At 53.9% G+C, this 22,327-nt stretch carries 22 protein-coding genes; 2 read left to right on the forward strand and 20 right to left on the reverse strand.

Annotated features, from left to right (window positions below; translation table 11 throughout):
- Window positions 1–769: 769 nt before the first annotated feature.
- The 3 genes from NXS13_RS03100 to eccCa form a co-directional block, all read right to left on the reverse strand.
- Complete coding sequence (locus NXS13_RS03100; protein ID WP_259077293.1) at window positions 770–1,084, reverse strand: WXG100 family type VII secretion target; 315 nt, start codon at window positions 1,082–1,084, stop codon at window positions 770–772.
- Between the two features lie 131 nt (window positions 1,085–1,215).
- Window positions 1,216–2,280, reverse strand: coding sequence for a type VII secretion-associated protein (locus tag NXS13_RS03105; protein WP_259158027.1), 1,065 nt, complete (start codon window positions 2,278–2,280; stop codon window positions 1,216–1,218).
- On the reverse strand, window positions 2,280–5,927 hold the full coding sequence (gene eccCa, locus NXS13_RS03110; protein WP_259289349.1) for a type VII secretion protein EccCa: 3,648 nt from the start codon (window positions 5,925–5,927) through the stop codon (window positions 2,280–2,282). Before eccCa ends, NXS13_RS03105 begins: the two co-directional genes overlap by 1 nt.
- A gap of 407 nt (window positions 5,928–6,334) precedes the next feature.
- Here eccCa and eccD point away from each other — a divergent pair, with 407 nt between their 5' ends.
- The gene (gene eccD, locus NXS13_RS03115; RefSeq protein ID WP_259158023.1) at window positions 6,335–7,759 is read left to right on the forward strand and encodes a type VII secretion integral membrane protein EccD; all 1,425 of its coding nucleotides are present in this window, start codon (window positions 6,335–6,337) and stop codon (window positions 7,757–7,759) included.
- A complete protein-coding gene (locus tag NXS13_RS03120) occupies window positions 7,756–8,907 on the forward strand; it encodes a S8 family serine peptidase (protein ID WP_259289350.1) in 1,152 nt (383 codons plus the stop codon). Before eccD ends, NXS13_RS03120 begins: the two co-directional genes overlap by 4 nt.
- On the opposite strand, the gene NXS13_RS03125 is transcribed toward NXS13_RS03120, so the two are convergent.
- The 17 genes from NXS13_RS03125 to rpsE form a co-directional block, all read right to left on the reverse strand.
- A complete protein-coding gene (locus tag NXS13_RS03125; RefSeq protein ID WP_259289351.1) occupies window positions 8,904–9,362 on the reverse strand; it encodes a TIGR02611 family protein in 459 nt (152 codons plus the stop codon). The genes NXS13_RS03120 and NXS13_RS03125 overlap by 4 nt on opposite strands.
- Before the next feature lie 125 nt (window positions 9,363–9,487).
- Window positions 9,488–10,807 carry a type VII secretion protein EccB gene (eccB, locus tag NXS13_RS03130; protein ID WP_259289352.1) on the reverse strand — a complete coding sequence of 440 codons (1,320 nt, stop codon included), beginning with the start codon at window positions 10,805–10,807 and terminating at the stop codon, window positions 9,488–9,490.
- A gap of 173 nt (window positions 10,808–10,980) precedes the next feature.
- Window positions 10,981–11,835, reverse strand: coding sequence for a tRNA pseudouridine(38-40) synthase TruA (truA, locus tag NXS13_RS03135; RefSeq protein WP_259077789.1), 855 nt, complete (start codon window positions 11,833–11,835; stop codon window positions 10,981–10,983).
- Window positions 11,836–11,933: 98 nt separating this feature from the next.
- A complete protein-coding gene (rplQ, locus tag NXS13_RS03140; RefSeq protein WP_259077301.1) occupies window positions 11,934–12,374 on the reverse strand; it encodes a 50S ribosomal protein L17 in 441 nt (146 codons plus the stop codon).
- A 75-nt stretch (window positions 12,375–12,449) separates the two neighbouring features.
- On the reverse strand, window positions 12,450–13,466 hold the full coding sequence (locus tag NXS13_RS03145; RefSeq protein ID WP_259158020.1) for a DNA-directed RNA polymerase subunit alpha: 1,017 nt from the start codon (window positions 13,464–13,466) through the stop codon (window positions 12,450–12,452).
- 124 nt (window positions 13,467–13,590) lie between these two features.
- Window positions 13,591–14,196 (reverse strand): 30S ribosomal protein S4, encoded by a 606-nt coding sequence (rpsD, locus tag NXS13_RS03150; protein ID WP_259077303.1) that lies wholly within the window; start codon window positions 14,194–14,196, stop codon window positions 13,591–13,593.
- A gap of 23 nt (window positions 14,197–14,219) precedes the next feature.
- Entirely contained in the window at window positions 14,220–14,624 is a 405-nt protein-coding gene (gene rpsK, locus NXS13_RS03155) for a 30S ribosomal protein S11 (protein WP_259077304.1), read from the reverse strand.
- A gap of 3 nt (window positions 14,625–14,627) precedes the next feature.
- The gene (gene rpsM, locus NXS13_RS03160; RefSeq protein ID WP_259077305.1) at window positions 14,628–14,996 is read right to left on the reverse strand and encodes a 30S ribosomal protein S13; all 369 of its coding nucleotides are present in this window, start codon (window positions 14,994–14,996) and stop codon (window positions 14,628–14,630) included.
- Between the two features lie 250 nt (window positions 14,997–15,246).
- On the reverse strand, window positions 15,247–15,468 hold the full coding sequence (gene infA, locus NXS13_RS03165) for a translation initiation factor IF-1 (RefSeq protein WP_005519800.1): 222 nt from the start codon (window positions 15,466–15,468) through the stop codon (window positions 15,247–15,249).
- 268 nt (window positions 15,469–15,736) lie between these two features.
- Window positions 15,737–16,393: a L,D-transpeptidase gene (locus tag NXS13_RS03170; protein ID WP_259077306.1), complete on the reverse strand. Its 657-nt coding sequence runs from the start codon at window positions 16,391–16,393 to the stop codon at window positions 15,737–15,739.
- Window positions 16,394–16,554: 161 nt separating this feature from the next.
- The gene (map, locus tag NXS13_RS03175) at window positions 16,555–17,349 is read right to left on the reverse strand and encodes a type I methionyl aminopeptidase (RefSeq protein ID WP_259158019.1); all 795 of its coding nucleotides are present in this window, start codon (window positions 17,347–17,349) and stop codon (window positions 16,555–16,557) included.
- A gap of 264 nt (window positions 17,350–17,613) precedes the next feature.
- The gene (locus tag NXS13_RS03180; protein ID WP_259077308.1) at window positions 17,614–18,159 is read right to left on the reverse strand and encodes an adenylate kinase; all 546 of its coding nucleotides are present in this window, start codon (window positions 18,157–18,159) and stop codon (window positions 17,614–17,616) included.
- Window positions 18,159–19,478, reverse strand: coding sequence for a preprotein translocase subunit SecY (gene secY, locus NXS13_RS03185; RefSeq protein ID WP_259077310.1), 1,320 nt, complete (start codon window positions 19,476–19,478; stop codon window positions 18,159–18,161). The genes NXS13_RS03180 and secY overlap by 1 nt, the downstream gene beginning before the upstream one ends.
- A 419-nt stretch (window positions 19,479–19,897) precedes the next feature.
- The gene (locus NXS13_RS03190) at window positions 19,898–20,692 is read right to left on the reverse strand and encodes a formate/nitrite transporter family protein (protein WP_259077311.1); all 795 of its coding nucleotides are present in this window, start codon (window positions 20,690–20,692) and stop codon (window positions 19,898–19,900) included.
- 378 nt (window positions 20,693–21,070) lie between these two features.
- Entirely contained in the window at window positions 21,071–21,517 is a 447-nt protein-coding gene (gene rplO, locus NXS13_RS03195; RefSeq protein ID WP_259077312.1) for a 50S ribosomal protein L15, read from the reverse strand.
- 3 nt (window positions 21,518–21,520) lie between these two features.
- On the reverse strand, window positions 21,521–21,706 hold the full coding sequence (rpmD, locus tag NXS13_RS03200; protein WP_259077313.1) for a 50S ribosomal protein L30: 186 nt from the start codon (window positions 21,704–21,706) through the stop codon (window positions 21,521–21,523).
- A 3-nt stretch (window positions 21,707–21,709) separates the two neighbouring features.
- On the reverse strand, window positions 21,710–22,327 hold the full coding sequence (gene rpsE, locus NXS13_RS03205) for a 30S ribosomal protein S5 (protein ID WP_259077314.1): 618 nt from the start codon (window positions 22,325–22,327) through the stop codon (window positions 21,710–21,712).

The following is a 22,327-nucleotide window of genomic DNA, read 5'->3' on the forward strand; positions in this document are numbered from 1 at the left end:
AGCTGTGCGAAAAGTGGCACGACCTAGAACAATCGCTCTAGAAAACCACTTGGTTAAGGACATAGAGCACGACTGTCATAAAAAGTATCCTTCGTGGGTGATCCCTATCTGCGAGGGCAGACGGATTCCACTGTCATATACAAGCGGCTAGTTCTGGTAGTTGATTGAGCTCGTGGGGTGCTCATATACCGGAATTGAAACCCTTAACTCCCAGCGCCTTCTCGGCAACTTTGTCCAAGGATGCTGATATGACATCGACTGGAGAGACAATATAAAAAAATCGCCCTCGAAACAGTGACCTATCGTGACATGAGATGGAGTTGAGTTCACTACTACCCTTAAGGATGTTATCGAAAGCCTGAGCTGGAAAAAGCAGAGGCCGGTGAGGTGATGGGAAGTAATGTTCTGCTGGTGGTTTCAGCTGCCATATGTCGAAGGAAAACAACATAAACCGCAGGCTCTTTTAAGGTATGAGCTTTATCAGTGGTTAGAGAGCTACAACAACCTCTAATCAGATACAGATACGTGTCTAGATCGAGGCGGGGATCATTGGGGTTTCTAACCAGTGAGCAGCCCGATAGGTTGAGAGGTCGCAAGAATATAATAGGCTCAACAATCGTGCTCTATTAAGTTTTGGTACAACGCAACACCACTAGGTTTTCGTGGTGTTTTATTTCTACTGTGAGGCACGCAGTGTGCCGCTACTATGGCTGAACGCGGGGCGAAATATTTAAGCTGCGCAAGCTATGTGGTGGGGAGGCTTAAGCATTTAGAGGTTGAGCCCGCCTCCAACGTTATGTAGTGATTGGGCGTTATCGGCTTCGACATTTTCAAACGCTCGAGCATTGGAGCGGATATTGTCACTGATACTGCTGAGCGCTTTTTGAAGTTCAAGCGCCGAGGTATTCCATCGTTCCATTAAGCCGTCGAAGGCTACTTGAGCGGTGCCCGACCATGATCCGCGTACTGAGTCAACGACTCCGCGGAGCCGGTTGAGCTCGGATTGAACTTCATTATTCGTATCGTCGACGCGGCCGGCTGTAGCGACCATGACGTCTGATTCGGTGCGAAAGAGATTACTCATTCGATATATCCTCCATTGATTGGGGTGGTGGGGGTTCCAACGTGGTTCCCATGGGGTAAAGGCTTAGTGTTACCGAGCCAGATCGCTTGCGGTTTTAAGCACTTACAAAAGATAGGACTACAGCAGGGTCTCTACGGTTCCCTTGGGTGCATCATTTTTTTCCGCGCTGTCAGGCTTTCAGCAGCCTTAGCGCACACTGCCTGCTGGGAGAGCTTGAGATCGAAACGGGAGTGGCAGCCGAGCGAGTAGATAAAATCGCCTTCAATCCAGACCACCCACTGGGCATGAGATCCATCGCCCGGTTCCTCTATATAGCGAACCTCCCCCTGACGCGGTTGTTGGCTAGGCGGCAGGAGGGTGAACGTGGGGTTTTCTCTTGCCTCTTGCTCCAATTCCTGGCGCACAAACTCAGGATCAGCATCGTAAAGAGGATCGGCGGCTATGAGCACACGCAAATTCTCGTCTTGACCAGTTGCGGTGAGAATATCGGGAGTTTCTCGACGCAACTCAATAGTGAAAGTTGGCGGCAATACGACCGAGATCAAGGCAGAATTCAGCAAATCAGATTCAAAAATTCTCTCTCGATTCCTAAAAGACTCTTCTACCTCTTCGGCTGCACCACGATCGGCCATCGGGTCTTTAGATAAAGTCTCCATCGCAGAGCTAGTAGGAGTTGCTGCAAGGAGGTCGGGAGCCTGGGCGCGTGAGTTATGGAGGATAAACGCTGTTAGCGATCCCAGGCCCAGGAGTGCGATGACCGATAGTATGCTCAGCCCACTCCACATAAGGGCCCTCCTACTGGGCCGCCAGAGGCTCTGAGAACTCGATCTCTTGACTTCACGCTCAGTGGGAATATTCAAAGGATTGGAGCGCTCAGGAGATGTCGGTGGTGGCGAGCTTTTTTGCACTCCGGTCTCATCCAGGGCCACACGTAGCATATCAACTACTCGGCGCGGGGCATCGATCGTCACGGCGATATGGGGCCACGACTGCCCAGCGATAGCACGCAGTTGATCTATGATGGCACTAGTCGCGGTACCATCTATGACTCCGCCGACAGTGAGATCGTAGCGGTAAACTGTATCTGGACCTTCAAAGATGGTGGCAGTATCGAGGACTGTAACGGTAATCTCCACCGTCGGATCGCTGTCTGGTGGGTGTGGGGTGGGGGCGCCAGATACGTCATCGTCGTCCATTATTGCTCCTTATCGGTTTCCTGTTCGGGCTCCGCGATATGAATTAATCCGCTATCATGTCCGCGAAGCACCATGGTGGCTCGACCTGGGATCAACGCCCGAGGTTTAATTCCGAGAATGGGACCGTCGTCTTTGTCCGCGTCGAGTATGAGACAGAGAGGGGATTGGTCCTTTAATTCACTCAACAACGGTTGGTAGAGGGCGCGCACTACCCCACCGGACTTCCGAGCGATGATCACGTGCAGGCCGATATCGCGAGCGTGGGGCAGCAATTCAACGAGTGGTTGGAGCAGATAGTCGGCAACAACTTCGAGGTCATCGATGACGAGATAGATGTCCGGGCCTTGCCACCATGAGCGAGCCTTCAACTCTGCTGGAGTGATATCGGCTTCGGGCAATCTAGATTTCAGAGTCACCACCGTTGCCGCGATTGTTTGCTCCGTGCTCGCGCTACTTGCACAGTAGGCAGCAAGCATGTCTTGTTTAATGGTGCCAAGGTGATGACGACGGTGATCGATGAGGACGATGCGCGCTTTCTCTGCTCCCAACTGGCATATACCACGCATGATTGTGGCCAGTGCTGTGGATTTACCGCTTGCTTGGGATCCGAAGCAGAGTACATGCAGACTGCGGTTGGTATCCCAGGTTATTGGTTCAAGACGGGCGCCACCGATACCGAGGACGATCTCGGTAGTACGAGCATGAGAACCCGTGGCCGGTACCAAGAGTGAATCAAGCGATAAATGCTGAGGGAGCATTTGAAGGGCCCGCACATGATCTTGATCCTTAGTAACGGAGGCAATATGCGCGAGATCTTGGGCAGTAGACCGCGCAAAAAGGATACTCTCAGCTGCGGTATTAAGCCCACGTCCGGGGAGGTCGGGAGTACTTAATTGGGCTTTGCGATCGATGACGGAATCTAAGGCTTCACTGATTTTTAATTCCAAACGATTGGCGATGAGATCTTTGATGGCCGGGCGCAATGCCGTCCATCGCGCCGTGGAGATGACCAGATGCACGCGGGCAGCAAGTCCATCGGCAGCGATGCGGCCAAGTTTGGCTAGAAGATTCTCGTAATCACTACCTACTGTGTGCCAACCATCAATGACGAGGAAGGTATGTTCTGGAGCTGGGGCATCGATAAACCCTAAGACTTCATCGACGATCCGGTTGATCTTCTCCACGTCACCGCGGTGGGCCACGGCCGCACAATGGGGAATTAGGGTGATATCCGAAAGGTCCCTACCTGCCAGATCGAGAATATAGAACCGAATCTGTTTGGTGGAGTGGGTGACCGCAAGGGAGGTAATGATTGTGCGTAAAGCTGTGGTTTTGCCGGTTTGAGGACCTCCAGCCAGGGCGAGGTGCCCTTTGGAACCGGTGAAATCGATAACGAACGGGTCTTGGCGCTGGTGATAAGGGCGATCGATCAAGCCTACAGCGGCATGCAAGAACGGTTGCGGGCCTGCTACCTGGGCAATTGGCAGTTCTTCGGGGAGGGGCGGCAGCCATAAGCGGTGCGCGGAGAGATCGCATTTATGTGCGACTTCTTGGGCACTTTCGATGACGGCGTCGACTATAGTGCCGCGCGGATCTGCCACGTGGAGTTCAACTTTTTCTTCCTGAGGGTACTCCCATCCATCAAAAATTCGAACACCACGACAATCGAGTTGATCGAGATTCTGAGAATAGTCGGGGCGCATCCATGGGCCTGAGATATAGGAGGCTTGGAATTTTTTTAGGCGATCGGCATCGGTTTTCATAAAGCCCGCGCCCGGTTTACTTGGGAGATGGTGGGCATCTGGTACCCCTAATACTTGCCGCGATTCCGCCGCTGAGAAGGTCCGCAGCCCAATCCGGTAACTAAGGTGCGAATCAAGCCCTCGTAGCCGCCCCTCTTCCAGCCGCTGCGAGGCTAGCAGGAGGTGAATATGAAGGGAGCGACCGAGCCTACCAACAGCAACGAAAAGATCCGCGAAATCTGGATGCTGACCAAGAAGTTCGGAGAACTCATCGAGCACAATGACTAATGCGGGGATAGGCTTTAGGGAATCGTCTTTTAAGCAGGCTGCATTATACTCATCAACATTGCTGAATTTCCCTGCAGTACGCAGCAGTTCTTGGCGCCTGTTCATTTCCCCCGATATAGCGTCGTGCATCCGCTCCACGAGTACGGACTCTTCTGCTAGGTTCGTGATCACCGCAGAGGTATGCGGCAGGGTATCCATACCCAAGAAGGTGGCACCACCTTTAAAGTCCACCAATACAAAATTAAGAACCGCTGGAGAGTGAGTGGCTGCTAGGGCAATAACAAGGGTGCGCAATAGCTCCGATTTACCGCTACCCGTTGCGCCAACGCATAATCCGTGCGGGCCCATACCACCATGCGCTGATTCTTTGATATCAATAATCAACGGCGCTCCCGCATCATCGACGCCTACGGGCACCGCTAATCGCCGCGCTCCCCGCGGTTGCCATAATTTCTCCAGCGTTGCGGCAGAAATATCCTCAACACCGAGCAAACTCAAAAAGTCTTGGGAACCGCCACTACCTGCGGCATCGGGGCGTCGATAGGCACTGAGTTTTCGAGCTAGTTGAGTCATTTCCCGCAGACCCATATAGTCAGCCACCCCGAGTGCTTCAGCGCCAGCCTCGGTGTGAGCAACGAGATCTTTGCTTCGTGCCTCGAGGACCAAACCATCATCGTCGGCGAGCTTTTTGAGAGTTTTATCCTGCGAATTCACTGCGATAATTGTGGTCCACGTCCGAGCCGCAACCAGTTCCTTTACCTTCGAGGCAGGCACCTTATTATCGAGGATGAGAATTTTCTCAGCTGCTTTTTCCACCGCCACCGGATGAGTATGCGGCAGCCATTTCGCCCAACTGCGAAAGGTCTCCCCGTGAAGCTCAATCCCTACCGTATCCGGGCCGTGGAAAGTAACGAGGTGAGCTACCACGGCCCGGAGCAGCCCGTGCGCTTGGGAGCCAGATATATCGAGCGCCCGAAAAGCCTGCAGCTGCACCACGATGGGCATATCGGGGACTACCGAGAGCGCTTTAACCATATGCCGCACGCTGACTGCGCATACCGGATCTAGATCCTCGATATTTCCTTGGTCGTCCAGTTCGATGGGGGTGGCTAGGGTTGTTTCCCCCAGTCCTATACGTAGCGCTAATGCATCGGGGTCATAAGCGTTACGTTCCCACATCCGGTTAGTGCCCAGAAGGTTCCACAGATCTACTGGTGCGGGATGCTCATGAAGGGCGTTGAGCCGCTGGGCCTGGTGATTGCGTGCCGCTTGGGTACGCAGGGTGCTCAAATGACGCAAATACCTGCGGCGGATTTCATCTGTGTCTTCTCCTGGTTGTGGGCTAAACATCATCAGCATGCCCATGAGCATCATGATGGGGAAAATGAGCATCATTGGGTTGAGAGTGCCGCCATTGATAACCATGAGAGCAACCATGGCGCCGATTGCAAGCACCATTACTAATGGCATAACAATGCGCATCACAGGCATGGGTTTAGGCTTGGTGGCCGCTGGAACAGGGTCAGGGACTAGTGCTTGAGTGGGAAGTGGTGGAATGGCGTTCCGCTCACTAAGGCTGATAGGGGCGACGACGGTACTAAAACGAGGCGGGGCCATGGCGGTCTCCTTAGGACGGGTAGGTATCGACGTTTTCCTCATCGCTTATAGAACGCTCTGTCCTATAAGCGCGATAACCCCTCTAGAAGCCTTGGCAGTACACGAAAGGGCAGGATCCTTATGCGCCCTATCGCTTAAGCGCGCGGACGGCATCCCTACCGTCGCGTTGCATTCTCACCTCACGTGGAAAGCAATCAAAACCTTAGTAGCTCTGCTGTGCGCCCGTAAGGCCCTTGCGAAAATAAACCCCATATCGCACCCCCATTTTCTGAGCATTCTCTCAGCTTGGACCTCGTCTGCTCACTGGGGAACCGATACGAGCCAACCGCAGTCTAAAACTACGTACTTTGCCCTTTATTTATCCCTAAGTTTCTCCCCCACTTATCCCTAAGGAGTGCGCCCCTAAGATGAATTCATCCCTTCGAGATACCGAGAGTATTCGCAGCTTTATTCGGATTGAACTTGGCGATAATCCTCAACACATCGATCTTTACCTACCGGGTTCGAGTAGCTTGAGCGATATGATGGCAGAGATTTTCCATCTCGCTCATATCCATTCTCACCCAGGGCGTTACCAGGTTCTGACAGCTGCGGGGATCATCCTCGATATGCACGCTCCCCTCAAGTCGCTGGGGCTCAGCCACGGCGATGTCATGATTATCCGCAACGCTACTGCCACGCCTCCCCCATTAGTGCGCGATGCAGCGGAATCTTTAGCGGCCGCCGCCCCGAAAGAGCTCAGAACTGCTCATACCCCTACTTTCGCGGCAGTCAGCGGGGCAGCTAGTCTAGTAGGTGGAGCTTTTCTACTGCCCTTGCCGATTCCGTTAGCGGTCACCTTATTACTCGTAGCCGGAATTTTTGGCAGTATGAGCATATGGGCGAAGCTTCATATAGCTATTCCGCTTATCTCGCTTCTCACCGCTGTATCTGCCCTCATCGCTGTAGGTGGCAGCGAGCTTTTATTGAGCCCAGACTTGCTTGTTGAGGGTATAACTGCCACTGATTTTGCGCGCGGGTGGGCTCTCTCCCTAGCCGCTGCCGCCTTGACAGTCGTTGTGGTAGCCACAGTCATGCAACTGCTCATTCCAGCTCGCGGATATGTGGTTTTCACAGTCGCCTATGCCCTTGGAATATTTTCCTTAGGGTTGGGAGGCCTTGTGTATTCGCCGGGTATCTTGGTTTCGCTTAACCCCACGATGGTGTGGTTAGGTCATGGCTTGAGTGTCTCCATCGTCGTCATGGTGATTATGCTCGCCGCAGGGCCGCAAATATTGGCCAAAATCGCGGGCTTGCGAGTACCTTTACTTCCAACTATTGGGCAGCCGCTTGATATAGCGGATAAGGATTATGAAGAAAGCCCCCTCCGCACTCGACATGCGCGCACCATGTATTCGGGCATGCTGATAGCTATCGGAAGTTGGTTGAGCTTAGCAACCTTAGGCCTGTTGATCCTTGGTCTGCGGGAAATCCTCGATCTGAGTATTTTCCATTTCTGGCTGATATTCGCGCTCAGCTTGGCGCTGATCTTACACGCCCACCGGCATCGTTTTTCCCTTGAAATCTGGGCACTGTGGATACCTGCGCACCTCGCAGGTTTCGCCCTGCTTCCGCTAGCGGCTCTGCTCTCAAGTACGAGCTTAAGCATTGTTGCCTTGATATTCGCGCTCATGATGGTGGCGGCCCCAAGTATGGCCGATAAGATCTCTACTCTCGAACCCACGGTGGTGGTGTGGCTAGAGCGCATTGAACTTCTTGCGCTCGCAGCGATCTTTCCCTTAGCACTGCAAACGGCTGGTCTCTTTAGCCTCCTACGAGGTTTGGCTCTATGAAAATAGCCTCCTTTGTTGCCGGTTTAAGTGCATGGGGAACACTCGCAGTCTTGCTCCTTCCATCAGCAGCCGCTGAGTGCGCCCAAGGGGTCCCAGCAAACTCAGCGGCACTGGAACAACAGGCAGCGCTAGCAGACCAGTATCGCCGCGCCCACCTTTTTGCTACCGGTTTTGGCACCCGAGTCGCCGTGATCGACACTGGAGTTAGTACCCATCCACGCCTTCCGAATCTAGCATCGGGGGGCAGTGTCATAGCCGACCCTGAGTCTGGAGATGCTTTAGAAGACTGCGATGCTCATGGAACGGCTGTGGCCGGCATTATTGCGGCACGGTGGGATCAAGACGAGATCGTAGGGGTGGCGCCCGATGCCGGCATCGTCTCTATTAAACAGATGAGCGATCACCGCGATGCTGGTGGCACGTTGGCTACCCTGAGCCAGGCTATAGATGTAGCCGTTGATCAGGGGGTCGATGTGATCAATATTTCTGTGGTCAGTTGTATCCCCCAAGGGCCTTTTTCTGTTGATCTCTCTGGCCTGGAAGCGGCACTCAACCGCGCGGAGGAGGCGAATATCGTGGTGGTGTCCGCGGCCGGTAATCAAGATGCTCAATGTACGCCGGACTCACTTATTGTGCCAGCGGCTATGCCCACCGTAGTCTCAGTTGCGGCTCTTTCGGATCCTTATCATCATGCTGCTTATTCCCTAGACTCCTCCCAACCTCAGGTTGCAGCCCCGGGGAAAGTATTCGCGGCGCTGTCAAATTCGGGAGGCTTTCTCGCGAGCGGAATCGAGCAGTCTGCGTCTTCGGTACAGTCTTTCGAGGGAACAAGCTTTGCTGCCCCGCTCATTAGTGGAACTTTTGCGCTGTTACGCCAGAAATACCCTACCGCGACGGCGAGAGAATTGCGCGAGCTTGTCATATCCAGTGTTGATCCTACTAGCGGCGCCATTGATATCCCGAGGGTCTTAGACTATCGCCTTCCAGAGGATGAAGCATCTTTAGTCAGTTCAACACCACCAGCCGCTCACGCTATCTCCGCACCACGACGCCACCAATCGTCCATTCCCTTGGCTTCGAGCTGGCTCGTGGTACTGGCCAGCCTGATTTTGGTGCTAACCATTGCCTATTCGAGGATGCGAACTTAGATAATATACTGCATCACTGGATCGAGCGCAGGCAAAGCGCCGTAGCTCCACATGGTTACCGCAGTTGAGCCCACCATGATCCAGGCCACTAAACAGATGAGAAAGATGAGAAAGTAGCGAACGATTCGAGGTTTTGAGCGATACCACTGAAAGAATCGATCATAGAGGCCGATAGCCCACCCCAAAAGATGGCCGGCCAAGTGGGACTCGAGGCTAAGTATTCCTATGCCCACGAATACCGTGAACCATCCCGGCCCTGGAAAAGGAATGGTCACCAGGCCGAGGATGACAACTACCCAGCCCGCAACGAGAACCAGCGGGCGAACCAAGAAACCAAATCGTCGGGTCTTCATTCGCTCGTGGTGGAAAGTTATCGCGTGTATCTTGGCGCGTACCTGATCGCGAGTGGTGTGCGGTTTTTCTGGGGTTTCAACCGCAGGCGTTTGAATTGCCATAAAGCGCGCCATTCTCCTTCCCGACGTACGGGGGACTTTAGTTTTCCCGCGTATTGCCAGCAATCATACCGCGATAGTTAGATGTACGGACAGTTTGGGGGGAATTTTCTCCTTTCACCCGCGCGTCACGGGCTTTGTTGCGGAATAACTTCGGAGAGCGCGGCCTCCTGACTCAGCGGAGTCCCTTCAGGGAGCAGGGAAAGCAACTCCCAGCTCATAGGCGTTGTTGAGTCGATGCCGAGCTCTTTTATCATTTCGGGATAGCGAAGTCCATGCCGTTTGCCAGTTTCAGAAATAATATGCACTCCTGAACCGGTATCAACAGCAAGCGCATAGCCTGGCCCGATATAGCTAAGAGTGGAACCCTGCGAGGGTCGATCCACGCGTGATCCGAAAGACGGTGAGAGCATCATATCAGGGTCTCGCTGCCTCGGAATGAGAAGCTGACCTGTGCTATTGATGCACGGCATAAATTCCGCTGGGTCTATGAGGATTGGGCGTGTCGGAGGAAGCGGTATATAGTAACCGACTCTATCGGTATAGTTACGCAGTTCGCTGTTGGGGATTTGGCGATACTCAATCCCTTTGGCCATGATCAATTCTGCCTGGGTTGGGCTCAGTCTTATGATGGTTCCATCCTTTTCACCCCAGTAGTCAAAACCGGTGCCGAGCACGGTGTTGATATCAAAGTCGCGGAAAGGTGGAACTTCGTCGAAGGCGTCTATCATGGCATCGGCAGCAAACCACAGTGGTGTGGCATTCTCAATGCCTAAAGCACGCCGCATCATTCGCCCCTCGGGGCTAGTATCTGGCAACAAGGGCAAACGACCCTGTTCGCTAATGAGGAAGTCGCCGGAACTGGTGCGGGCTAAGAAAGTTTCCCTATCGACGATCGGTCTTAAAGTCGCGCTCACCCGCTCGCTCGGGCTGAGCATCACCACCAGCATATCCCTGCCCTTGTCTAGGCGTTGATGCGGTGGCTGTATTTCATGGCAAGCGATCGCATCGAAGGTTGGTTGCGAGCCCTGCTGGGGTGCGAAGAGAGCGGGGGCATCTACGATTCCTATGGGGGTAGTTTTGGCTAACCCAAAGAGGGACTGGTCGCTACTACTGACAGGTTCGACAGCTTCTTGCAGGATAAGTCGCGCGGAGGTGAGATTCGCCACCGGGTGCAAATGGTCCTCCATGCGCATATACAGCTGCCCGCTATCGGCGCGAATCAATTCCGCTTGTCCTGGATCGATGGCAGGGCGAAAAAACGCCAAGGCAACCGAGCATATGGCGATTAATACGGTAGCGGCGAGACCAAAGAGTACAGCCCGTCGTCGCCTGCCTAGAGGATCATGCAGCATGCGCTCATCACCGAGGATCAGTGCGTGTTCAACGCGGCGCCACAGAAATTTGTGCCCAGTAACTTGGGCTTTCGTGGTCGGAGTAACTGCCATCAGAGGTTATTCAAACCTTTCTTATTTTAGGCAGCCAGAATAATTCCCCGTGACCCCCACACGTCGAGCCCCACGCTCTCAGTTAGGCGGTCTGTTCAAATAACCACAGTAGTATCTGTCAGTTTAGTAGATGCTGAGGGCTCCATGAAGGGCTTTGGGGCCACATTTCCCTATCAATCGAGCTTGACGCGCTTCTGTCTCGTCATATCTGCACGTTCTCCTAAGGCAGAGTCTTCGGGATAATCCACCCCGACAAGGGTGAGCCCACGGGCGGGAGCCACGGGTATTTGTGATGATCGAGAGGATTCTGCAAGCAGCGAGGCAGCAAAACCAGCAGGGCGTTTACCTTCCCCGACAACGAGGCAACAGCCCACTAAGGAGCGCACCATGGACCAACAAAAAGCGTCGGCGCTGACATGGGCCTCAAAGGTATGGGGTTCAGTAGGTGTGGAGATATCGTGCCAAGTGAATTCTTGCAAGTCCCTGATGGTGGTGGCACCTTCCCGGAATTTACAAAATGCTGCAAAATCATTAAGTCCCACGAGCTCAGCAGCGGCTTGCTGCATGGCATGGACATCGATATTTTTGGGCCAGTGCGCGGTATCGCATCGCCTAGTGGGTAGCGCACCGCGAGGGTGAGTACTAAGACGATAGACATAATGGCGTCGCAGGGCTGAAAAACGGGCGTCGAAACCTCCGGGAGCATAAGAAGCATCGTGGACACGCACGTCTTCTGGCAGCAGGCGCGCCAACCTCCTGACAAGGTTTTTGGGGTCATGATTGAGACTTCTGGTGTTAAGAGCCTGAGGATCGATATCAAAATGAGCCACTTGGCCGGTGGCGTGAACACCTGCATCGGTGCGACCCGCAACGGTCAGGTTAATGGGGCGTCGCATGATAAGAGCGAGATTATCCTCCAGAACTTTCTGCACTGTACGCAGCGAGGAATCTCCTTGTTTGGCCCACCCGTGGAAGTTCGTGCCGTCATAGGCGAGGTCGAGGCGTATGCGAGTAGTGGGGTTCTCAATCACGCCCTATACCGTAGCAAAGCTAGCTATCAGCAGCGAAAAACCCCACCGAGCAGAGTGGATCTGCACGGTGGGGTTTGTAAAGACTGGGTAGAAAATTACTTCTCTGCCTCGGTCTCCTCGGCCTGAGCTTCCTTGGACGCTGCAGCGCGCGCTGCGCGGTTCGCTTCAGCGGAGACGGTCTCCTCGAGGACGAGGGAGATCTGGCTCATAGGAGCGTTGTCACCCTTACGGTTTTCGAGCTTGATGATGCGGGTATAACCGCCGGTACGCTCAGCAAACTGAGGTGCGAGCTCATCGAAGAGATGAGCAACAACGTCCTTGTTGTTGACGAGCTTGAGCACGTTACGACGGTCGGCAATGCTGCCGGACTTCGCTTTGGTGATCAGCTTTTCCGCGTATGGACGAAGCAGCTTGGCTTTGGCGTCGGTGGTTTTGATTGCGCCGTGGGTAAACAGCTGAGCTGCGAGGTTAGACAGAATGTGCTTCTGATGGCTCGCAGAACCGCCGAGACGGGCGCCCCTCTTTGGTGTAGGCATTTGGTTCTCCTCGTTGACAGGTGTGATTGGGCGCACCCAGCAGATAATTTTTTTAAGCTGGGTACTAAAGGCTATTTACTCGGACTCTTCTGGATCCAAATCAACATAGTCACCGGTTTCGGCGTCGTAGCCTTCAAGCTGCGATGGGTCGAAATCCTCAGGTGAATCCTTCAAGGTCAAGCCCAGATTAGCGAGCTTGATCTTCACTTCGTTTATGGACTTTTGTCCGAAGTTACGGATATCGAGCAAATCGGATTCCGAGCATTCTGCTAGTTCACCCACAGTGTGGATTTCTTGGCGCTTGAGGCAGTTATAAGAGCGTACCGAGAAATTAAGATCGTCGATAGGCATATTATAAGCCGCAATATGCTCAGTTTCTTGAACCGATGGTCCGATTTCCAGACCCTCTGCCGCATCGTTGAGCTCGCGGGCGAGCCCAAAGAGCTCGACCAAGGTCTTGCCTGCCGAAGCGAGAGCGTCACCTGGGGTCATAGAGTTCTTGGTCTCCACGTCGATGATGAGCTTGTCATAGTCGGTACGCTGCGCGACACGCGTTGCTTCGACCTTGTAGCTCACCTTCAGCACTGGAGAATAGATCTGATCCACAGGGATCCGGCCAATCTCATTGCTGGAGCCGAACATGGTGGCAGGAACGTAGCCACGGCCACGCTCCACAACCATCTCGATATTCAGTCGTCCCTGCTCATTAAGCGTTGCGATGTGGAGGTCCGGGTTGTGGATTTCCACGCCGGTCGGTGGCGTAATGCTGCCGGCCGTTGCAACTCCAGGACCTTCCACGTTGAGGTTAATCACAACTGGGTCCTCGGAGTCAGAGGACAATACCAATCCCTTGATATTGAGCAAGATATCGGTGACATCTTCCTTAACACCAGCGATGGTGGTGAACTCGTGCAGCACTCCGTCGATCTTGACGCTGGTCACTGCCGCACCCGGGATGGATGATAGCAGCGTACGACGCAGCGAATTACCAAGCGTGTAGCCAAAGCCTGGCTCGAGTGGCTCGATGGTAAAACGGGATCGAGCGCTATCGATCTTCTCCTCAGTGAGGACTGGACGCTGAGAAATGAGCATGGAACTCTCCTAGATTTGACGCCCACTATATGACGTCGGCGAGGGCGGAAAGGGTAAAAAGTTGAGTGAATCCGAAGATACTTGTATGCGCCCGAGCTGTACTCAGCCCAGGCATGTAAAAGTTTTACTTCGAGTAAAGCTCGACGATGAGCTGCTCTTGCAGTGGAACGTCGATCTGAGCACGCTCGGGCAGCTGGTGCACGAGGATACGCAGGTTAGCGGGAACAACCTGAAGCCACGCAGGAACAATTGCGTCGGTCAGGTAGTCCTGAGCCTCTTCGAACCACACCATCTTTTGCGACTTCTCACGAACGTCGATGATGTCGTACTGGGAGACGCGGAAGGAAGGAATATTTACCTTCTTGCCGTTGACCAAGAAGTGGCCGTGGGAGACCAGCTGGCGGGCTTGGCGGCGGGTGCGCGCTAGACCTGCACGGTAAACGACATTGTCGAGACGGGACTCGAGCAAAACAACCAAGTTCTCACCGGTTTTGCCGGGCAGGCGGTTAGCCTCGGCATAATAACGACGGAACTGCTTCTCGAGCACACCGTAGGTGTACTTGGCCTTCTGCTTCTCTTGGAGCTGGAGCAAGTACTCCGACTCCTTGATGCGGTTGCGGCCGGCCTGTCCTGGAGGATATGGACGGCGCTCGAATGCGCGGTCTCCGCCGACGAGGTCGACGCGGAGGCGGCGGGACTTACGGGTTACTGGGCCGGTATAACGTGCCATAGTAAGTTACCTTTTTCCTTTCCTTAAACGCGACGACGCTTGGGTGGGCGGCAGCCATTGAATGGCTGTGGGGTGACATCAGAGATTGACGTAACTTCCAGGCCAGCAGCCTGGAGGGAACGAATTGCGGTCTCGCGGCCGGAGCCCGGACCCTTCACAAAAACTTCAACCTTCTTCATGCCGTGCTCCATGGCCTTGCGGGCAGCATTCTCAGCAGCGAGCTGAGCGGCAAATGGAGTGGACTTGCGGGAACCCTTGAAGCCAACGTGGCCAGAGGATGCCCAAGCGATCACAGCACCAGAGGGATCCGTAATGGACACAATGGTGTTATTGAAGGTGGACTTGATATAAGCGTGGCCTGCAGCCACATTCTTCTTAACGACGCGACGCCCAGAACGGCGTGCATTAGCGCGTGCTTTTGGAGGCATGGATTACTTCTTCTTTCCGGCGATGGTCTTCTTCGGACCCTTGCGCGTACGGGCGTTGGTCTTGGTGCGCTGGCCGCGAACAGGCAGCCCACGACGGTGGCGCAGACCCTGGTAGCAACCAATTTCGATCTTGCGACGAATATCTGCCTGGACCTGGCGGCGGAGGTCACCCTCGACCTTCCAGGTTCCCTCGATAACGTCACGCAGAGCAGCAATCTGCTCATCGCTCAAGTTGTCGGTACGTAGATCCGGGGAGACGCCGGTCTCCTCGAGCAACTGCTTAGCACGGGCGGGGCCAATGCCGTAAATATAGGTAAGTGCGACTTCCATACGCTTATTGCGTGGAAGATCTACACCAGCAAGACGTGCCATAGTGGCGGTACCTTTCCGGTTGTTGCGGTGGTTTTCTCCATGCTCGTCCCTGCCAATTAACCCCCTCACCCGGATCGGAAGCCGGGATGAGTAGGGCTTTGAAATAAAAGTGCAAGGCTTTAGCCACCGCGGCCAAAGGTGTGGATGAAAGTCTCACGCTAGAAGGAGCCTGGAGCTATTCCTTTAGGGAATAATGCCCAAAAAGCCCCTGCCACACGTGAAAATTCAGTGAAGCATGAAGGCGAATAGTTTATTTATAGCGGTAAACAATACGACCACGGGTCAGGTCATAGGGAGAAAGCTCCACTACTACCCGGTCCTCGGGAAGAATACGAATATAGTGCTGGCGCATCTTGCCACTAATGTGAGCAAGAACCTTGTGTCCGTTATCGAGCTCAACACGGAACATAGCGTTAGGCAAAGGTTCAACAATGCGACCTTCAACCTCGATAGCGCCTTCCTTTTTAGCCATATCCTCTGCATTTCCCCAGCCTGTCGGCCGGTTCGTTTGATTACCACTGGAATAGCACAGACAAAACACATCTGCACCATCTGCCCATAGTACACATACCCTGGATATTTTCCTAACTGACAACGGCGTGTCACCACCACAACCCCGCTAAATATATCCAGAGATACCAAAAGAATACGCGGCTATCCCCATATCGTGAGAATAACCGCGTTCTAGATATTGGCAGTGAGCATTGGGGGGGATTCGTTCAGCCCCCACTACTTTCAGCCTAGTAAATGAAGACCGGGTCACCTACCTGTAAGTGATTCCAGAAGGCAATGGCGTCATCGCGGTAGAGGTGAATGCAGCCGTGCGACCAAAGATCAGGATCACCCTCGTGGAAGGCTTGGCCGTTATGGGTGAAGTAAATAGCATAAGGCATGGCGGCATTGTTGAAGACATAGGATACCTCGTCTAGTACCTTGCGGGTCACGCGCAGGTTGCCAGTTTGAGTTTCCCAGCCAGGGGCTCCAGCAGAAATGCGTACATTTCCGCCCTTTACATGTCCATCCTCCTGCAGCCATGCGCGCTCGCGGGCGAGATCAACACATACCCGGGCGGTTTTGGGGCAGGGGCCATAGTCGAAAGTGCGCTCGCGCTCTTGGATAAGGCCTGGGAAAACGAAATTCACGGCACCATCGGTTGCGTTTTTAATACCTTCAGCAACCTGGGGATTGAATGTGGCATCTGCGTGACGATATATATTTTGGCGAGTCTGCCAAGCTCCCTCGCGCACGTTGCCGAGAATATCGGAGGAGCCGCCGACAAAGTCTTGGGCACCTGCTGCTGGGGTGGCGGCGAGGCCAAGAGCCATGGTAAAGGCTGCCGCAGCCGAGGCTACGCGGCGTTTCGTCGCCGACTTCTTATTCGTGTGCTGAGAAATCATAGCTACCACTATAACGGTCTGGAAAAGCGAAAGCGAAACTACTCACACTATAGTTGACGAATCCACCATCCCCGCCCCTGGTGAAGCGATCATGGGACTTAGAATATTGGATAATAACCGGGGGAATCGAGGGTCCGCCCCACCCTCATTCCTTATCTGCCTTAATAGCGGGGAGTGAGAATACGTGGCCCCGCAGCAGTAGCTGCAACAGTATGCTCCCAGTGGGCTGCCCACGTGTCGTCTTCACTCACTACTGTCCAACCGTCATCAAGCACAATTGAATAAGGGCTACCCAGAGTTAACATTGGCTCAATGGCTAGTACCGACCCCTCTACGATCTCTGGGCCTCGCCCCGCCTTGCCTTCGTTGGGCAGCCACGGATCTTCGTGCATGGTGCGACCAATTCCGTGTCCGCCATAGTCAGCCACGATTCCGAAGGAATAACCCCACTTCTGCTCGGCCTTCCGCGTAGCTTTCTCTAGCGCATGTGAAATATCAGTGAGGCGACGACCCGGCACCATCATGGCTATACCCTGGTGGAGCACATACTCCGTGGCCTCATTAAGTGCCTGGATATCGGCGGCCAACTCACCAATGCCGAAGCTAATAGCGGAGTCTCCCACCCAGCCATCGAGTGTGGCGCCGCAATCAATGGAGACGAGATCTCCTTCGTCCAAGCGCACGTCCGGATGCGGGATACCGTGCACGATCTCTTCGTTAACGGATGCGCAAATAGATGCCGGAAAACCTTCGTAACCCTTGAAAGTGGGAATCGCGCCGTTGCTGCGGATAATATCTTCGGCGATGCGATCGAGCTCCAGCGTACTCATGCCTACGCTCGCGGCGTCGCGCACGGCAGTCAGCGCCTTCCCCACGATTTCGCCAGCAGCCTGCATAGCATCTAATTCGGCTGGGGTTTTGGGTTTGATAGTTGTGCGGCGTTTACGAAAGGCCATGAGTATTCCTTGGAAATAGTCGAAAGGATAAAAGACTGAGGCAGTTATACCTCATTGCCTGCTCCGTGTGGCAGGTACGGCCGCCAGGACTATACCGAGGCGGCGCGGCATGTACATAGCTATAAAGGCCGAAAGCAAGACCGTTCCTCCTTACCTCACTCGCATGAGCAGAGGCTAGTTGAGCTGGTCAAAGCTTTCGGCCTGGTACAAAGGGGACGATTAAGCGTTTTAGGAGCGAGCTTTTCTTAGCGCGTGTGCACTGTTTTAGCGACCGAGGGCCTGAAGCGTGGAAGAGCTGATATCTTCGATACTTCCCTCGGCGTTAATTTTGAGGATCTTCTCGCCGTAGTGCTCAATAAGTGGCGCGGTTTCCTCGCGGTAGACCCCAAGCCTCGTGCGAATTGTTTTCTCATTATCGTCGGCACGGCCACGAGCGAGCATACGCTCAACAACGATATCCTCAGCAACATCTAACTGCACCACTGCATCAAGCTGATGGCCCTGCTTCTCGAGCATGGTATCTAAAAGATCGGCCTGCTCGACGGTGCGTGGGAATCCGTCGAGGAGGAATCCCTGTGCTGCGTCCTTCTCGTTCAGGCGAGATTCCACCATGCGCGCAGTGAGATCGGTAGGCACCAATTTGCCTGCATCGATATACTGCTTTGCTTCTATTCCGAGTGGAGTTTCTTCGCCGATATTGGCGCGGAACAGATCACCAGTAGAGATATGCGGCACACCCAGCTTTTCGGTGAGGATAGCTGCTTGCGTGCCCTTGCCTGCCCCAGGAGGGCCGAGGAGAACAATACGCATTATTTCAGGAGTCCTTCGTAATTGCTTTGCAGCAGTTGAGATTCAATCTGTTTGACGGTTGTCAGGGCGACCGAAACCATAATGAGGATCGCGGTGCCACCGAAAGGTGTTGAGCCCGATTGAGAGCTCACCCCGAACTCGAGCATGAGGTTTGGCAATACAGCGATGAAGCCAAGGTAGAGAGAGCCCACGAAAAGCAGGCGGTTCATCACATAGGACAGGTAGTCTGCAGTTGGCTTGCCGGGACGGATACCAGGGATAAAGCCGCCGTATTTTTTCATATTGTCAGCTTGGTCGTTCGGATCGTACTGAACCGAGACATAGAAATAGCTGAAGAAAATAATGAGGGAGAAGTACAGCACGATATACTGCCATGACGATGGCGTTTGCAGGTACTGAATGACATTGCGCTGCCACCAGTTATCGGGAACCTCAAAGGTATTGGAGTTCACGATCTGGGTAATGAGCACGGGCATATAAATCAGCGACGATGCGAAGATGACCGGGATCACGCCACCCTGGTTGACCTTGAGCGGCAGATAGGTGGACGAACCACCATACTGACGGCGTCCCACCATACGCTTGGCGTACTGGACGGGGATGCGGCGCTGCCCTTGCTCAACGAAGACCACGCCAACGACCAAGATGATGACTGCGAAGACAACAAGGCCGAAAACGAGTTGCCCTGAGCTGGCGAGAATATTAGCACCATCGGAAGGGAGACGGGTGGCAATACCGGCAAAGATAAGCAGCGACATGCCGTTGCCAACGCCGCGCTCAGTGATCAACTCGCCAAGCCACATCACAAGAATGGCACCAGCAGACATTGTGGTAACCAAAATGATGAGGGTGAAGATATTGCGGTCTTCTTGGAGGACTCGAATACCTGAGCCTAGGAGTTGCTCGCGGTCTGCGAGTGCGACAATACCCGCGGACTGCAGCAGCGCCAGCGCCAAAGTGAGGTAACGGGTGTATTGGTCCATCTTAGCCTGACCCGACTGCCCCTCCTTCTTCAGCTCCTCGAAGCGTGGAATGACTACGGTAAGCAGCTGGACAATAATCGACGCCGTAATATAGGGCATGACACCAATGGCGAAGATCGATAGCTGCAGGAGCGCGCCACCGGAGAAAAGGTTAATCAGGGAATAAACACTCGATGAGTCGGAGGTTAATTCCCTAATGCGCCCCGATATTGAGGCGTAATCTACACCTGGCGATGGAATTTGGGCTCCCACGCGGTAGAGAATAATCAATGCAAGTGAGATGAGGATTTTCTTACGAAGATCCGCATCCTTAAATGCCTGGATAATGGCGGACACTCAGGCCTCCCAGGTATTCGCCGCCGCTAAATATACTCAAAAAATCATCCACTCTTTTTGGCCATAGTCCGTCGATGGAGGCGGTACATGGATCAAACATCAGTGGAGACTTTTCAAGCGATATAGCAGCGCTAAATACTTCGTGCTCGTTGATTAATCTCCCGCGCTTATAGCTTATGACTCTCCTAGCGGCAAACGCTCAAAAGTCGGTGCACTAAGTGCGCGGAAGAAAATGGACAATGTTTGACTTTTGTACTCTACCACCATCTAAAGCCAGCGGCATACTACACTACTCCCCTCATCCCCCTAACGGGAGCAAAGGCAGGGGGTAAACCTCGTTGATCGCCACCGGAAGAACTACTGATCACTCCCGTCTCGACAGTCACACTGAGGTCGCGCCGCTGCCCTTTGGTAGATCCTTATTGGATATGGTCAACATAGCCATCGGGGCCCGCATTAAGCCAGGCATAACCGAGGCCCATGAAAACACCACCGCCGATGAGGTTGCCGATCCAGGCAAATAGCCAGTTCTGGCCTATCTGTGCGGAGGTGAATAGTTCTGGCAGCGGAGAAGATGCAAAGCCAACAATACTCGTCAGCGAGAAGTTTGCAATAACGTGCTCGGTCCCCAGGCCCACAAAGATGGCGATGACAAAGAGAAGCATGCAGAATTTAGCAAGATAGTCTTTCAGCAGCAATGCGCCAATAATGCCCATATTGACCACGAAATTGGCCACAATGCCTTCGATGATCCAACCGACGGGGTCTTTATCTAATTTATGGGAGAGTATCTCCGCCGCTAGATGGGTATCAGTCATATGAGCGAATACATGCGAACGGGAAAGGAGGAATCCCACGATGAGGGCCCCGATAAGGTTGAAGACGGTGCTGAGGACCAAAATGATGGTGGCGTTCTTCGCGGAAATCACGCGGCGGTAGAGCCCAAAACACATATACATCATATTGGAGGTCGTCAGTTCCGCCCCCAATAAAATGATTGCCGCCAGGCCCACAAAGAACAGCATGGCAAAGACTGGTCCACCGAGGCCTGGGGCTAGGGCTTCGACCTTATCCCCCATATGGGCCGCAAAGGCAGTACCGAGGGTGAGATAGACTCCGGCGAGAATGGCGCGAACGGCCAAGCGGGCTGGTGAGTGATTGAGAAGGAGCACTTTTTTTGCTACCGATTTGTCGATCACATCATTGAGCGTCATCCCGTAATCCTTTCACGTCCACGAACTCAGCGAATTCGTGTTTTCTTTAGCGTCAGTACGACCTTGTCGCTCAATTAACGCACGGACGTTAAGAACGATTGACGGCGCACACTAGCTCCTAACTCTAAGTCACCAGGCCCAAAAAGGCAGAAGGGAACCGCCGTGAAAAAAGTCATATAGTCAGCCTTACCCGCCCTGGGATCTTAGGCCAAAACTCTCAGCAGCATGTGCACTTGAAGAAATCATAGGCTGTGGGCCCTTACGGGAGATGAAGAAGGAGAGCTATAGGCACAGAAAACCCCTCCCTCTATGCCACAACAGGATAGAGAGAGGGGTGATCTTTTAAGCGTTAAAACTATAAGGCCAAATTATGCCCTATTATGCTTCGGAGACAGATCCACCAGCTGCTTCGATTTTCTCAACAGCTGACTTGGAGAATTTCTGTGCCTCAATGGTGACCTTGACGGTCAGCTCGCCCTCACCGAGCACCTTTACGGGCTTATTAGCGCGCACGAGACCAGCGGCTACCAAATCGGCGACCTTAATATCTCCGCCTTCTGGGAAGTGCTCCTGCAGATCAGCAACGTTGACTACCTGGTAGATAACCTTATTGTTGTTCTTAAAGCCCTTCAACTTAGGAAGGCGCATGTGGATTGGCATTTGACCACCCTCGAAGCCAGCCGAAACTTGCTTACGAGCCTTGGTACCTTTGGTACCGCGACCGGCGGTCTTACCTTTGGAGGCTTCACCGCGGCCGAGCCGGGTCTTTGCCTTATGTGCACCCTTAGATGGGCGCAGGTCGTGAAGCTTAATTACTTCGCTCATTGTTTACTCCCCTGCCACTTCTTCGACAGTGACCATGTGGCGTACGGTCTGAACCATACCGCGCACGGCACCATTGTCTGGGCGGACGACGGAGTGGCCGATGCGCTTGAGGCCCAAAGCGGCGATATTTTTACGCTGCTTAGGGTTGGCACCCACCAGTCCCTTGTTCTGGGTAATCTTCAGGGCCATGATTTAAGCCTCCTGTCCCGCGCGCTGGCGCAGCATACGAGCTGGTGCGACCTCTTCGAGGGTCTTACCGCGGCGAGCGGCTACCTCTTCGGGACGAACCAGTTGCTTCAAGCCGTCAACGGTAGCGTGCACCACGTTGATAGCGTTGTCGGAGCCTAAGGACTTGCAGAGAATGTCCTGGATGCCCGCGCACTCAAGCACTGGGCGAGCAGCGCCACCAGCGATCACACCAGTACCAGGAGCAGCGGGGCGCATCATAACGACGCCTGCAGCTGCTTCACCCTGGACTGGGTGGGTGATGGTGCCGGCAACCATAGGTACGCGGAAGAAGGACTTACGTGCTTCTTCTGCACCCTTTTGGATGGCTGCTGGGACTTCCTTGGCCTTGCCGTAGCCTACGCCAACCATGCCCTTACCGTCGCCCACGATTACAAGTGCGGTGAAGCTGAAGCGACGACCACCCTTGACAACCTTGGACACGCGGTTGATGGTAACTACGCGCTCAATATATTGAGAGCGCTCATCTTGCTGGTTACGACGATCGTCGCGGCGTCCACCGCGGCGCTCATTCTTATTTTCATCGGCGGAGCGTCCGCCTTCACGCCGTTCACGTCCGGACAT

The organism is Corynebacterium sp. ES2730-CONJ (assembly GCF_024834055.1).
Taxonomy (GTDB): Bacteria; Actinomycetota; Actinomycetes; order Mycobacteriales; family Mycobacteriaceae; genus Corynebacterium.